Annotated in this window: 9 protein-coding genes; 5 read left to right on the top strand and 4 right to left on the bottom strand. The window is 43.8% G+C overall.

The window, feature by feature from the left end:
* Positions 1–91 precede the first annotated feature (91 nt).
* From GNF10_RS28820 to GNF10_RS28810, 3 genes are all read left to right on the top strand, one after another.
* On the top strand, positions 92–514 hold the full coding sequence (locus GNF10_RS28820; protein ID WP_185607303.1) for a response regulator: 423 nt from the start codon (positions 92–94) through the stop codon (positions 512–514).
* A 142-nt stretch (positions 515–656) separates the two neighbouring features.
* The gene (locus tag GNF10_RS38055; protein ID WP_221644679.1) at positions 657–1,754 is read left to right on the top strand and encodes a sensor histidine kinase KdpD; all 1,098 of its coding nucleotides are present in this window, start codon (positions 657–659) and stop codon (positions 1,752–1,754) included.
* A gap of 295 nt (positions 1,755–2,049) precedes the next feature.
* Positions 2,050–2,418, top strand: a complete 369-nt coding sequence (locus tag GNF10_RS28810) for a response regulator (RefSeq protein WP_260446342.1) — start codon at positions 2,050–2,052, stop codon at positions 2,416–2,418.
* A gap of 37 nt (positions 2,419–2,455) precedes the next feature.
* Here the strand turns inward: GNF10_RS28810 and GNF10_RS28805 are convergent, their stop codons facing one another.
* Positions 2,456–2,845, bottom strand: coding sequence for a response regulator (locus GNF10_RS28805; protein ID WP_185607302.1), 390 nt, complete (start codon positions 2,843–2,845; stop codon positions 2,456–2,458).
* Between the two features lie 466 nt (positions 2,846–3,311).
* Between GNF10_RS28805 and GNF10_RS28800 the strand changes: the two genes are divergently transcribed.
* Positions 3,312–6,926: a type II toxin-antitoxin system ParD family antitoxin gene (locus tag GNF10_RS28800; RefSeq protein ID WP_185582353.1), complete on the top strand. Its 3,615-nt coding sequence runs from the start codon at positions 3,312–3,314 to the stop codon at positions 6,924–6,926.
* Between the two features lie 440 nt (positions 6,927–7,366).
* Here GNF10_RS28800 and GNF10_RS28795 read toward each other — a convergent pair whose 3' ends face one another.
* Complete coding sequence (locus GNF10_RS28795) at positions 7,367–11,938, bottom strand: ATP-binding protein (protein WP_185582352.1); 4,572 nt, start codon at positions 11,936–11,938, stop codon at positions 7,367–7,369.
* Between the two features lie 665 nt (positions 11,939–12,603).
* On the opposite strand from GNF10_RS28795, the gene GNF10_RS28790 reads away from it, so the two are divergent.
* A complete protein-coding gene (locus tag GNF10_RS28790; protein WP_185582351.1) occupies positions 12,604–12,801 on the top strand; it encodes a hypothetical protein in 198 nt (65 codons plus the stop codon).
* A gap of 396 nt (positions 12,802–13,197) precedes the next feature.
* On the opposite strand, the gene GNF10_RS28785 is transcribed toward GNF10_RS28790, so the two are convergent.
* Together GNF10_RS28785 and GNF10_RS28780 are read right to left on the bottom strand one after the other, a co-directional pair.
* Entirely contained in the window at positions 13,198–13,407 is a 210-nt protein-coding gene (locus GNF10_RS28785) for a hypothetical protein (RefSeq protein ID WP_185582357.1), read from the bottom strand.
* A gap of 32 nt (positions 13,408–13,439) precedes the next feature.
* On the bottom strand, positions 13,440–14,162 hold the full coding sequence (locus tag GNF10_RS28780) for a Crp/Fnr family transcriptional regulator (RefSeq protein ID WP_185582350.1): 723 nt from the start codon (positions 14,160–14,162) through the stop codon (positions 13,440–13,442).
* Positions 14,163–14,607: the final 445 nt, after the last annotated feature.

Raw genomic sequence — 14,607 nt, 5'->3', positions numbered from 1 at the left:
GATCGACAGAGTAAGACTTCATTTAAAAGTATTTATATTTTAATCTAGTGTACCTCATAATAGACGCAAGTGCTGTAGTGGGATAGGTTCAATGGATAGTGTTATCAAGCGTATATTGATTTGTGACGATGTGGCTGATAACTCTTTTCTTCTAAAAACGATTTTACAAGCAGAAGACTGTTTGATTGAAATCGTTGATTCAGGTGTAGCAGTACTAGCTTACCTTGAAACAGCCTCGAAGTCACCTGACTTGCTAATACTAGATGTAATGATGCCAAAAATGGATGGATTTGAAGTTGTTCGTCACCTGCGAGAATCTGCTAAGTTTCAATTTGTTCCGATTTTGCTGGTGACAGCTTTTGATGAAGATGATGCTGATAAAGCTCTTGATATAAAAATAAGTGGGTTCATTAAAAATCCGATTGACCCTGATATAGTAACTACTAAAGTTCAAGTAATTTTAGCTGGGAATTCCGAAAATTTTCCGAATAATAATAACTTTATTCAGAGATGATGATTATGATGCATTTGCAAGAGAGCATCTGGAATATATTCTATTAGGGAATTCCAGAAATTAAATTATTTAATGAAATATTGCGTACAATATCAAGCAGTTTCAAGCTAACTATTTGCTAATTTTGGTGTTTTTACAATCTATGTCTAACCAAACGTCTAAGCGTCTTAAACAAAATGCTGAAAGAATCATGCAGAGGTGGGAAGAGCGGGCGCGTGATGAAGTTGGTGCATCCATACATCAGGACTCTCTGATGCTACAAAATTCGCTACCTGAGTATCTAGAGCAATTGGTGGATGAGCTGTCAACGAAGATTGAAAGGACACCAGCCAGAATAAAAACCGATAAACTAGAAAGCACTCGGATTGGGAAAAAGCATGGACATGAGCGGGCAGGTTTTGCCGACTATTCAATGACCCAACTCATTTTTGAGTACCACATTCTCCGTCAAGTCATATTTCAAATATTAGAAGAAGAAGCGGCTTTAGAGGTAAGGGAACGAGATATTATTATCGATTCCATTGAGCAAGCCGTTAACGATGCGGCGACTCAATTTTCGCAGACGTTGCGAGATATTCAAGAGTTATTTATGGTGACACTGACTCACGATCTCAGAGGGCCACTCAATGTCATAAAAATGGGTACTCACCTGACTCTGCGTCGGCTTGAACAAGGAGATACTCATGCCAATATCGCGGCGAAAATGCTAAAAGCAGTCGAGCGTTTGAATTTGATGATTCAAAATCTGCTCGATGCTAGTCGGCTACGGGCGGGGGAGAGCTTAAAGTTTGAATTTGAAGAATGCAGTTTAGACAGCCTTGTTCAGGACGTAGTAGAGGATTTGAACTTTGCTTATGGAGAGCGGTTTATTGTAGTTTCTGATACTGTTATCAGGAGCAATTGCAGCCGTAAAGAGATACGACGGGTAATTGAAAACTTAGCTATCAACGCCGTGAAGTATGGCGCTGCTGATACACCAATTACACTCACACTTGAGCAAATTGAAACGCATATCAGCCTGACCATCCACAACGAAGGTAATCCGATCTCTTCAGAAGCTCAATCAATCTTATTTCAACAATTTCGTCGAACCATCGCTGCTGAGGATCAAACAGGATGGGGGTTAGGATTATTTTTAGCAAAGAGTATTATTGAGGCACATCAGGGGACGATTGAAGTTGAAAGTGCCGAGGGTAAAGGAACAAGCTTTATCGTTAAGTTGCCTAAACTTCCCTATTAGGGTGCCTAGAAAGACTCTCTTTCTAATCCTATAGCCAATACAGTACTAACAGACTCTTTCATTCAGAGATCATGGCTATAAATAATATAGTGAAGAGAGAGCAGGTTGAACACATTCTATTAATTTATCCGGTTCAACTGGCTTTTGAATAACTAAACTGCGTAAAAAAGATTAAAAGATAATATTTTTATTCTTATTAACTGTACCCTATAACAGCAGGAATTGCTGTATGTTCCCTATTTCAATATGGTAGTTAAAAAAGGAGTTACACAAGATAGTACTAATAAGCTTATCCTTGTTTGCGATTGATGTTGCAGACAACTGCTTTTTCTTCCAAACTCTTTTAGAAATGGAGGGTTATGAGGTTGAAACTGTCGATTCGGGAGCAGCAGCACTTACTTTTCTGGAATGTAAAAGACCTGCCCTACTTCTACTGGATATAATGATGCCTGTTATGAATGGGTACGAAGTAGTTCGCCGCATTAAAAATAATCCTTTTTTAGAATCTTTACCTATTGTGTTTATCACAGCTGATGAAAAGGGATTTTCTCAGAAAGGATTTGATGTGAAGGTGCATGGAGTTATCCGAAAGCCTGTTGAGCCGGATGCATTAATAGGATATGTTCAAGCAACCTTACAGCAATTGCATTATTTACAACTCTAATGTATCGATGAAGTAGCTAGCATTTACAAGGGAATCTTTAAGAATTCCGGTTTAAAATCTCTCGCACTTTAGAGGTGACTGTATCAATGTCAATGGGTTTCTGGATAAATCCATCACATTTTATACTATTGATATTATTAAGCTCATAATCAAAACTTGTGACCAAAAGAATTGGTATAAATTGAAATTTAGTTGATTCTCTCAGGCGTTGAACAACTTCAAATCCATCCATTACAGGCATTTGAATGTCTAGTATTAGTAAGTCAGGTGGGTTAGGGTATGTTTCAAGGAAGGTTAGCACTGCTGCACCCGAATCAACAATTTCAATCAGACAGTCCTCTGCTTCTAAAATAGTTTTTATTAACAAAGAGTTATCAGCTACATCATCACAGACCAAGATACGTTTAATAGCATTTTCATTAGTCATGATTGTGGTAAAAATAGCTATTTAATCCATACTTTTCTATTATTTACCATACTTGTAAAGCTTGAGACAAGCATTAAGCAAAGAAGTTTTTAGTTGTTACCCAGCAATTATAGCAGTAGAGCTAGTATGGGGCTTGAAAAACCTTCAAAATCACCTTTTCTGCATATCGTGAAAAGTAAAATGTTTAACTGAACAGAGATGATGCAAAAGTTTTATCAATTGTTTTTTATCTTCCACATAGACACCACCCGGATTTCTCACCACATCTCGATTAAGCCTTTGCTTGATCTCTTGAGCAGAGGAGAGTTATTGTACAAGTTCTTTCCCCTCTGCCCCTTCCCTCAAGCTTGTGAGAAATGCGGGTCACAAGCGGGAGGGATAACCCAAGAGCCTGAGTAAATGATTTGTGGCATAATAACTTTTAAATACTATTGGCAATTTTTGGCACCATGAGGAGAAAAGTGACGTGAATCGCCAACGGACAACGCTGAACGTATCACTGACTCTTGATTTTAATGAATTTATAGCCTCGCTTGTGGAGTCAGGAAAGTATAAATCAGCAAGCGAAGTCGTGCGCCAAGGATTGCGGCTACTTCAACAACAGATATCAACTTCAAACGCCCAAGAAAGAAAAAGCGCACAAGAGCAATGCGTAAGTTCAAACAGTGCAATAAACAATAGGCAATTAGAGCCGTTTCCGGGTTTAGGTGAGATGAGGGAGCGGATACGTGATTTTGACTGGTCAAGCACATCCGTTGGCGGTAGAGAAACATGGCCCCAAAGCTTGAAATCAACGATACGCACTTTATTAGGTTCCCGTTATCCGATGATTTTGCTATGGGGAGAAGATTTAATCCAGATTTATAATGATGCCTACACCAGCCTTATTGGGGCAAAACATCCTCTGGCACTGGGGCGCTCAATTCAAGAAACACAGTCAGAATCATGGGATGTAATTGGGCCGATGATTACCGAAGTGATGACGACGGGTGTTCCTAACTGGGTAGAAGATCAGATGATGGTGGTGAACCGTTCTGATTATAACGAAGAAGCCCACTTCAGCCTGTCTTACAGTGCGGTAGAAGATGATGAAGACGTAATTAGAGGTATGCTTTGCGTGTGTAGCGAAGTGACGCAGCAGGTACTAGGGGAGCGCCGCTTACGCTTGCAACGCGATTTGGTAGCCAGGGGGGAAGATACACGCAGCGTAGAGGCAACGTGTAAAGATATCTTGTCCACGATAGCCGAATATCCCTTGGATGTGCCGTTTGCGCTATTGTACTTGAGTGATGAGTCAGACGCTAAAGCAATAAAATTATTTGGCAGCGTGGGTGTAATTGAAAATGATGAGATCGCACCAACTACTGTCCTCATTCAAAAATCGGATGGGATATGGCCATTTGCCCAGGTGATGGCAGGTCAAGCAGTTGTAGTTGAAAATATCTTGCGTTATATCACCATTACTAGTGGCCCTTGGGGGGAAATTGTAGATCGGGCATTAATGCTGCCGATTCCGTCATCAAATATTACGGCACCACTTGGGGTATTAATAGCAGGAATTAGCCCTAACCAAGCCTTGGATGAAGCGTATAAGTCGTTTTACGAGTTGTTAGCCGGACAAGTTTCAGTTTCGCTCCGCAATGCTGGGGCATACGAAGAAGAACGCAAAAAAGCCGCAGCCCTAGCCGAGTTGGATCGGGCGAAGACAGCATTTTTTAATAATGTTTCCCATGAGTTCCGCACACCTTTGACGTTGATGTTAGGGCCATTAGAGGATGTTTTAAGTAAGCAAAACGCTTCACTAACAATAGAGTCACGACAGCAATTGCAATTAGTACAGCGCAACAGTCTGCGTTTACTAAAGCTAGTCAACACATTATTAGACTTTTCCCGGATTGAAGCAAATCGAATTCAAGCTGTTTACGAGCCAACAGACCTAGCTGTATTTACCAGTGAACTGGCAAGTGTTTTTCGTTCAGCGATCGAAAAAGCAGGTTTACGTTTAATAGTAGATTGTCCACCATTACAACAAAGGGTTTACGTAGACCGCGAAATGTGGGAAAAAATTGTCTTAAATTTGTTGAGCAATGCTTTCAAGTTCACCTTCGCTGGAGAAATCACTGTTGCCTTGGGCTCTGATGGGGAACGTGTGGAAATGGAAGTCCGAGATACAGGTACAGGAATTCCACAAGCAGAGTTACCACGCTTGTTTGAGCGATTTTATCGTGTACAAGGGTCACAAGGTCGGACTTACGAAGGCTCTGGTATTGGGCTATCACTTGTACAGGATTTGGTTCGACTTCATGGTGGTGAAGTTCGCGTCACCAGTCAAGAAAATCAGGGAAGTTCTTTTATAGTTGCACTGCCGTTTGGGGTAGCTCATTTGCCCGCAGAGCGTATTGGAGCTAATCGCAATTTGCCTTCGACTGCTTTGGGCGCGGTTGCGTTTGTGGAAGAAGCATGGCGTTGGCTACCACAAGAAGCAGGGGAGCAAAACACTTTCTTGTCCTCTGCCCGTATCTTGCTGGCTGATGATAACGCAGATATGCGCGATTATCTTAAGCATCTACTCCAGCCATATTACGAAGTGGAAGCAGTAACAGATGGGATAGCCGCCTTAGCAGCAGCCCGCAGGCAAATACCGGATTTAGTACTGAGCGATATTATGATGCCGGGAATCGACGGTTTGCAATTGTTACGCGAATTGCGCTCTGAATCATCTACTCGTGAAGTACCTATTATCCTGCTATCTGCCCGCGCTGGTGAAGAATCTCGCGTTGAAGGTTTAGAAATGGGTGCAGACGATTACCTGATTAAACCTTTCTCGGCGCGAGAACTGCTGGCACGGGTACGAACAAACTTAGAGTTGTTCCGACTGCGTAAAGATGCTTTAGCTCAACAAGCCGAACGGATTCGGGAGCAGGCAGCGCGAGTTGAGGCGGAGGCGGCCAATCGCATGAAAGATGAATTTCTGCAAGTACTTTCCCATGAGATTCGCACACCGCTTAATGGAATGCTTGGCTGGGTTAAAATGCTTCGCCAAGGGAAATTAAACTCATCTGCAACGACTCGGGCGCTAGAAACTATTGAGCGCAACGCCAATGCTCAAGCGAGATTAGTAGACGATTTGCTGGATGTATCATGTATTATCCGAGGGCAACTGCGCCTGGAAAAGCTTCCAGTTTCTCTAATCTCAGTGATTACTGAAGCTATCGAAACTTTAAAACCACAAGCTTCAGCTAAAGATATTACGATTAGCTCTATGCTTGATCAGTGCGCTAGTTCTGTTTGTGGAGATGCTAGTCGTTTACAACAAGTAGTGTGGAATCTGCTGAGTAATGCAATTAAATTTACGCCTTCTGGGGGACAGGTAGAGGTTTGCCTACAAGCTTTGGGTACAGACGCGCTCCTCCAGGTCAAAGATACGGGTAATGGTATCAAAGCTGACTTCTTGCCCTACATTTTTGAGCGCTTCCGTCAGGCAGACGCAAGTACAACCCGAAGCTATGGGGGACTAGGCTTAGGGCTAGCAATCGTCCGGCATTTAGTGGAAATGCATGGGGGAACAGTACAGGCCGATAGTCCAGGGCTTGGCCTTGGAGCAACCTTTGGTGTGCGCTTACCTCTGATGAGCATCTCTTATATTTCTGACGGTGCAGAATTAATCTCTGGAAACGATGATAATCAAATTTCACTCAACGGTTTACGAGTATTAGTTGTTGATGATGAAGCTGATGGACGTGAGCTTGTTGCTTTTATCTTGGAGCAACATGGTGCTTTGGTGAGTGAAGCAGCATCAGTAGCCCAAGCCTTGTCAGCGTTAGAGTCGGGAATGCCACACATACTGATTTCGGATCTGGGAATGCCAGAGGAGGATGGCTACAGTCTGATTCGTCGAATCAGGGCTTTACCAGTAGAAAAAGGAGGAAGAATGCCAGCGATCGCCTTGAGTGCTTATGCCAAGGAGGAAGACCGAAGGCGGGCGTTGCTTACAGGCTTTCAAATGTATTTGTCCAAACCATTTGATCCACTGGAGTTGGTAGTTATGGTTGCAAGTTTGTCTGGTCGGTTTCAAGATTAACAGAAAAAATAGCTAGAAACTAACAGTTAATAATATTTGAGGAAATAGCCTTGGAAATTTTTAACCAACCTCGCCATAGTAATAGATAATAGTGTGCTTCCAATACTGCTCGGGTAAAGCATTTTTAACCTGAGTTCGGGATAAGAAATCCTCAAAAGCCTTGAATTATCGTTGTTCGGTCTAAAGCTCTGTTTTCATCTATTGTCAATAAGACATATTGCTGAGATTAGTTTCATTTGTGAACCTTATTGACAAAATGATTCCACTTTTATCCCTGCTTTGACCAATTCCAGTTTTATTCAATCCTGACAGAATAAGCTTTTTAGCTTCTGGCTTAACCCGAACTCAGGTATTTTTAGCTCGGCATTGGGTTTGGGGTAAAGGTTAAAGGTTTTTTCTTTCCCCTTTTCCCCAAAACCCGACAAGTATTATATGAGGTATTAATTTGCCTTCCTAATAATATTTAGAATGACTTCAATTAATACGTCTGGGTCTATTGGCTTTGCGACGTGCTGCTCAAATCCTGCGGCTAAAGCTTGTTGGCGATTAGCCTCTCCAGCATAGGCTGAGAGGGCTAAAGCCAGAGTTTGTCCACCTTGTTCAGGTGGCATTGCTCGAATTTGGCGGATCAGCATATAGCCATCCATATCTGGCATTCCAATATCACTTAACAAAATATCTGGTGGCGATTGCTCTAACGCTTGCAGCGCATCGAGCGCCGATGTCACAATTCTCACCTCTGCTCCCGCCTGTTCAAGGACGAAGCTAAAAAAATCACAGATATCTGCATCATCATCAACTACTAATGCCCGTATTCCTCTAAGGGGTAAGGGGTTAAAAGCTAAGGATGAAGAGTCAACTTCTGTTTGATGGCTAGAACCTTGTGCTTTCATGAAGGGAAACCTGACAGTAAAGGTGGCTCCGTGTCCTTCTCCGAAACTGTCTACTTGAACAGTACCTCCATGCAGTTCAACTAGATGACGCACGATCGCTAGCCCTAATCCAAGTCCGCCAAACTTCCTAGTTGTTGTTGCATCCGCTTGACGAAAGGACTCGAACACGTAGGGAAGAAAGTCAGGATTAATCCCCTTGCCCCAATCGCTAACAGTAATTTGAGCCTGCAAGTCTTTACACTCTAAGCGAATTTCAACCCGTCCACCAGCAGAACTAAATTTGACGGCGTTAGTAAGCAAATTCCAAATTACTTGCTGTAAACGAGCAGAATCTCCGATAATTTGCTGAATATTTGGGTCAAATACTCTCTCAATTTCAATTGACTTCGCTTCTGCTGCTAAACGCACGGTTTCAATAGCTGCTTCAATGGTCGATGCCAAGTTAACGGGAGCGATTTCTAAATTGAGTTTGCCAGACAAGATGCGAGAGACATCTAACAAATCCTCAATTAATTGTGCCTGGAGTTTGGCATTACGCTCGATAGTTTCCAAAGCAATAGTCGTTTTTGTAGCATTTAATTTGCCATTGCGAAGCAACTTAGACCAACCGAGAATCGGATTGAGGGGTGAGCGCAATTCATGTGATAGCATTGCCAAAAACTCATCTTTAATCCGATTCGCTGTTTGAGCTTGTTGACGTGCGGCTTGCTCACGCAAAAGCAGTTGTTCGCGTTCAGTTTCTGCTTGCTTTTGCTTTGTAATATCGCGTGAGATGACTAACAGTTGTGCAATAGTTCCTGATGCATTTTGGACGGGAGTAACAATCACATCCCACCACTTCGGCTTGCCCTTTGCTGTGGGACAGTAGCCTTGAAATTGCCCGACATTACCTGTTTTGGCTGCGGCAATCGCCGAAGCGGCATCTTCTTGGTCTTCGCCTTGCCACAGACTAATCCAGTCGGTGTTAAGGAAGGAGGCAGGCTGATCAATTTCTAGAAGATGCAGTCCGCCTTTATTCAAGTAGAGTAACCGCCCATCTAACGTTAAAACTTTGATAGAATCATGACTGCTGTCCAAAATTCGTTGCTTTAGCTCTTCACTTTCTCGCAAGGCTGCTTCGGCAAGTTTGCGCTTGCTAATATCCATGAAAAGGACGGCGACTTTTCGGCGCTGCGGCTGCCCAATACGAAATGCATAAACGTCGAACCAACGGTCTAAGGCTTGAGCGCGATTCTCGAAGCGAATGGGTTCGCCTGTTATGGCGACTTTTCCGTAAATATCAAACCAATAGTTTTCATGATTTGGAGCAAGCTCGCGCATCCTTTTGCCTTGTACGTCTTTGAGTCCGGTTTGTTTCTCAAAGGACGGATTGATTTCTAAAAAGCGGTAATCGTTAGGCGTGTCATTTTCATCAAACAGCATTTCGAGCGTGCAAAATCCTTCGTCAATGGACTCAAACAGCGTTCGATAGCGTGACTCAGATTGGCGTAAGGCTGATTCTGCCAGTTTTTGTTCACTGATATCTGTGCAGGTGCCATACCAGCGAATGATTTGACTGTTTTCATTGAGCATTGGTAAAGCACGGGAAAGATGCCAACAGTAGGTTCCATCTGCCCGTCTCAAGCGATGCTCAACCTCGTAGCTTGTGGCCATTTGAACGGCTTGAGTCCACACGGAGATAGTGTGTTCTCGCTCCTCTGGATGGATAAGGTTCTGCCAACCGAACCCCTGGATTTGCTCTAGCGCCAACCCAGTATAGTCAAGCCAGCGATTGCTGTAATAATCTACCCGACCGATTTCATCAGCCGTCCAAACCATCTGGGGAATGGATTCAGCCAGAAAACGAAAACGTTGCTGACTGGCCCCAAGGCGCACTCGTCCTAACTCTAGATTGGCGGCAACTCGCGCCAATAATTCGCGGCGGCTGAATGGCTTCACCAAATAATCATCTGCCCCAGACTCCAATCCTGCGACTGCCGATTCTTCTCCAGCCCGGGCAGACAGTAGCAAAATCGGAATTTCGCGCGTTCTGAAATCAGCCCGTAACTGCCGTAGCAACTCAATGCCATCCATTCCTGGCATCATCACATCGCTGAGGATCAAATCAGGTGGGTTATTGTATGCGGCAGCTAGAGCGGTTTCACCTTCAATTGCCACGTCCACTTTGTAGTACTCGCTCAGAATCCGTCGCAAATAATTCCGCATATCGGTGTTGTCATCCACCAGGAGAATCCGGGCAGAAGAAGCAACAGGGTGAAGGGACAAAGGAGAGAATTCTTCCGACTCTTGAGCTTCTTTCGGAAGCCACCCTAAAGCTTCCTCAACATAAGACATTGTTCCAGAAGCGGTAGAAACACTGCTTTGACTAGTATTGAGGCAATCTTGGGGTAAGTGAGCCGTTCCAGTTGGCAATTGGACTGTAAAGGTAGTGCCTTGACCGAAGGTGCTGTCAACCGCAATTGTCCCACTATGCAGACTTACTAATTCTTGCACTAGCGACAGCCCAATACCCGTACCCTCAAATGTGCGACCTTTAGCACCTTTAACTCGATAAAACCGCTCAAATAACCGGGGAATCTCATCTGCCGGAATACCAGTACCCGTATCGCGCACTATCAATGACACCATCGTGTCAACCGGGCGCAAAGAAACTGCAATTTCTCCAACAAAGGTGAACTTCAATGCATTGGAGAGCAGATTTAAGACAATCTTCTCCCACATTTGGCGATCTACGTAAACTCTTTCTGCTAGGGGAGGACAATCTACAATTAATTGCAGCCCCGCAGAGTCAGCAGCAGAAAGGAAAATACTTGCCAGTTCTGCGGTATAGGTGGCTAAATCGGTTGGCTCATAGCTAGCTATGGTGCGTCCGGCTTCAATGCGCGAGAAATCTAACAGCGTATTGACTAGCTTAAGCAGCCGTGTGCCATTGCGCTGCACCATCTCTAATTCTGCTTGCGCTTTGGGTGGAAGAATCCCGTTTAATTCGGTTAACGTCTTTTCCAGTGGCGACAGCATCAGTGTCAGGGGAGTGCGTAATTCGTGGCTGACGTTGTTGAAGAAGGTCGTTTTAGCCCGATTCAGTTCTGCTAGTGCCTCAAGGCGCTTGCGTTCTTCTTCATAAGCACGGGCATTCGCGATCGCAGTCGTTACGTTACCTATCAGCAAATCGAAGAACTTTCGGTACTCCTGCTCAAAAGCCCGGTGGGGATTGATGCCCAATACCAGCAATCCCACGATTTGTTTTTGTCCAGATGGGAGCAACGGCACGATCCAAGCTGACGACGGAGGCTTGTCCCAAGCTCCTTTGGGCAGAGCTTCAAACCGAGTTGTCAAATCATCAAGGATTGCTGGTTCCCCGGTATGATAAACTTGTCCGAGTTTCCATGCATCACTCTGTTGAGTTAAGTTTACTCTCGATGGAGTTGCTTCTGTTTGCTCGATTGGCGTAGTTCCAACCAGCTTTGCACTGCTGCCGTCTGCCTCTACCTGATACAGCATGGCAAACGGGATGTCATAAGAATTAGTTGCTAAAACTTGAATTGCAGACAGCCCAGCTGCTTCCACGGTCTTTGCTTGAGCTGTTTCGCTACTTAGTAAGCTCAGGGTTTGTAAACGGCGATCGCCCAGGACTCGTCCTGTTGTCTCACTGACAATGCAAAAGACTCCGCCAACGTTTCCGCTCTCGTCTCGCACCGGGTCATAGGAGACATCGAAGTAAGTTTCTTCAATGTAACCGTGTCGATTCAGGAAAAATAAATAATCTTGCGCCCAGAATGCAACTCCTGTAGCAACAACTCCCTTGAGTAAAGGTTCTAAAACATTCCAGACTTCGCTCCATACTTCATGGGCTGGACGACCTAATGCCCAAGGATGTTTTGAAGCTAAAGCTGGGCTATAAGCATCGTTATAAATCGTGATTAATTCCGTTCCCCAGAACAGACAAATCTGGGCTTTAGAAGGCAGCAAAATGCTAATCGCGCTTCGTAAGCTCTGAGGCCAATTAGCTACATCACCTAAAGGAGTCTGTGACCAATCGAGCGAGCGCATCAAGCTTCCGATTTCCCCACCCTCAATAAAAATGTTTCTGGCAGTCATGCCTTCTTTGTTAGATGACATCCCTGCTACCCCTGACTCTTAAAGTATTTGGCTAACAGTTCTTTACCCTCTTCTGCCATATTATGCAACAGTATTTCAATTTGCTTGAATGCTAAAGGAATCGGTCGGGTTCGCCCGTTTTCCCTCTGACAACTTAAATAAGTACTGGCAATAATTAATGCCAAATCTCAGCTTGTATCTGCTCACTTGTTCGCATTACACAATGTGTCTTCATTTAAGACACAATTTTAGGAACTTGACAGTTTAATTGTAAAGTTATATCGTATTCAAGTTTACTATCTTTCCCAAAATTTAGATTTATATAATATTTATCTCTATCTCAAGATAGAGATTAAAGACATGAAAAAAGCAGCACATGAAAAGCATATTAATAAATATTAATAAATAACTTAATTTTTAAGTTTACAGTTCATTCCAGATTTACGGGATGTCAAGGTTTAGAAGCGTTTGACCTACTTTAGTATTCATTCCGAAGGCAGGAAGTCGAAGGCAGTTCTTGCTGGAGGAACCCACGTTTTTAAACGTGGAATTGAAGTAAGGATGCTTTACCCGGATTTCTCACCGATGCTCAAAGCTTGTGCTTGTGCAGGGGAGCTCTTGAGCAGAGGAGAATTATTGTACAAGTTCTTTCCCCTCTGCCCCTCTGCATTTCAAACTTGTGAGAAATGTGGGGATCGCTGTTCGCTGCCTTCGTATCCTTTGGAGAAGCTTTAAGCTTCCCTTATCGCCGCCCCCGCCCTCATCCCTGCTCTTGTTACAATCACGCCTCCACAGCCGACGATTGCTCACCTTGGGGTAATGGTGCATTCATGCTGAAGGGCGAATGTGTCCAATTTGTTCCCAAAATATGGCTAGAACAATGATTCAGTAATCGGAATCATGACGAAAAATCAAGTTTCGGGCTGGAGTCGGGCCAAAATGAGGCTTTGATTGTTTAAGCATTTGTCAGCTACCAGCAAATCTGCCCACTGTTTTGAATTGCTATGCTTGGCATCAGTATTGAAATAAATGGATTTTATACTTCTGCAAACTGAGGACATCATAGTAAGCATTTATTAAGCTGTCGATATAGGGAAAATAGTAATCGTAGAACAGTTAAAAAGCTTTAGCTGTTCTAATTTTTATGATGTGGCTAAAAATCTCAAAAACATGAGTTAGCAACACTATCTAGCTAAAGTAATTTTTGAATATCACTATAGGCACGGTAGAATCCGCCACTAGCTGATTCATGTATTTTTTGAACAAGGGAACGCGCACCTTCAACACGAATATCCTATCCAATCACAACCAGCGTTAAGAGTTGCTAATGCTGTATAGTAAAGCTTTTGTTCGCTAAACACCACACCATCGTCACTGATAACCCGAAACTCCCAGCAATGCGCTACAGGAACGCGACCAGAATTGATGAGGTCAGCAAGGATTTGACCAGGGCTAACAGAGGGCAGGTGGTCAATATCACCGACTAACAAGGCGATCGCCTGCTAAGGTTTAACCTAGAAAGCTAGTTTTGCGTATCAAGTAACCGAGCGTATTCGTTTTTGACGACGGAATAACATTCACAAGATGTATCCTCCAAATCCTGTCGATTCAAAATGTTAATAGTGCCACGCTTGTAGCTAATCATCCCAGCTCCACTAAGCGTGCCTGCTGCGACTGTGACACCAGAGCGGCGGCAGCCGAGCATCTGGGCGATAAATTCCTGAGTCAGAGGGAATGTATCTGATTGCATACGGTCAGAAACCATCAACAACCAACGAGCGAGTCGTTCTTCTACTGTATGCAAGCGGTTGCAAGCTGCCGTTTGTGTGACTTGGGTAAACATTGCCTGCGTATAGCGTAACAACAAACTTTGAAGCTCTCCACCTCGGTTGAATTCGGCTATTAGTTGCTCTGCCTTCATTCGCAAGCTACCGTCTGCAACCTGCACAAACGCGGTTGTAGTTGTAGTCTTGCCGCCCAAAATAACTGCAAGACCTACCATGCCATCATTGCTTACCATACCTGCTTCGACGGTGGAGCCATCTTCTTGATTACAAACCAAAGAAACTATTGTGCGATCTGGAAAATAGACGTGTGTTATGGGTTCATTAGCTTCGTAAAGAACTTGCTTAAGTTCAAGATTTACTCTTTCTAGGTGTGGAACTAAGCGTTGATACTCTACTTGGGACAAAGCTAAAAGTAGCTTATTTGCTGTCGGTCGATGAGATTGGTTAGATACTGGCATTATTCCCCCTAGCGCACAATTGTGCTTAAAAAAGCAACACTTTGGCACAACAGGTATCTAGGAACTAGCCCCAATATGTCAAAAGGTATATCGAATGCATTGCAATCGGACAGAATTTACAACGCGAACGTCTGCTTATGCAGATAGGATAAGTCTTTGCTTTATGTATTCTTCTATATTAGGCGTATTCCCCTAACAATTCTGTCCGATTGCGTACCAATGAGCATATATGCGCTTTGCACTTATGATATTTGCAGATAACCTTTGTTAAAAGCCTATCTGTAAAAGCGAACGGCTAGCATTGTTCTGTCCGCCTGGCTATTGAGTCAAAGATTCTTGTGCAGGGAGAAGGGAAAATCATTTTCCCTCTCCCTGCTCCCTGCTCCCTGCTCCCTGCTCCCTGCTCCCTGCTCCCTGCTCCCTGCTCCCTGCTCCCTGCTCCCTG

The organism is Nostoc sp. UCD121 (assembly GCF_014222285.1).
Lineage (GTDB): Bacteria > Cyanobacteriota > Cyanobacteriia > Cyanobacteriales > Nostocaceae > Nostoc.
Note: the sequence above shows the minus strand (reverse complement) of the source record. Positions and strands in the feature narration are given on the sequence as shown.

What these genes read in the sequence shown, in the direction of transcription:
- GNF10_RS28820 (WP_185607303.1), top strand. Translation starts at nt 92, where the DNA reads ATGGATAGTGTTATCAAGCGTATATTGATTTGTGACGATGTGGCTGAT.
- GNF10_RS38055 (WP_221644679.1), top strand. Translation starts at nt 657, where the DNA reads ATGTCTAACCAAACGTCTAAGCGTCTTAAACAAAATGCTGAAAGAATC.
- GNF10_RS28805 (WP_185607302.1), bottom strand. Translation starts at nt 2,845, where the DNA reads ATGACTAATGAAAATGCTATTAAACGTATCTTGGTCTGTGATGATGTA.
- GNF10_RS28795 (WP_185582352.1), bottom strand. Translation starts at nt 11,938, where the DNA reads ATGTCATCTAACAAAGAAGGCATGACTGCCAGAAACATTTTTATTGAG.
- GNF10_RS28790 (WP_185582351.1), top strand. Translation starts at nt 12,604, where the DNA reads ATGTGGGGATCGCTGTTCGCTGCCTTCGTATCCTTTGGAGAAGCTTTA.
- GNF10_RS28780 (WP_185582350.1), bottom strand. Translation starts at nt 14,162, where the DNA reads ATGCCAGTATCTAACCAATCTCATCGACCGACAGCAAATAAGCTACTT.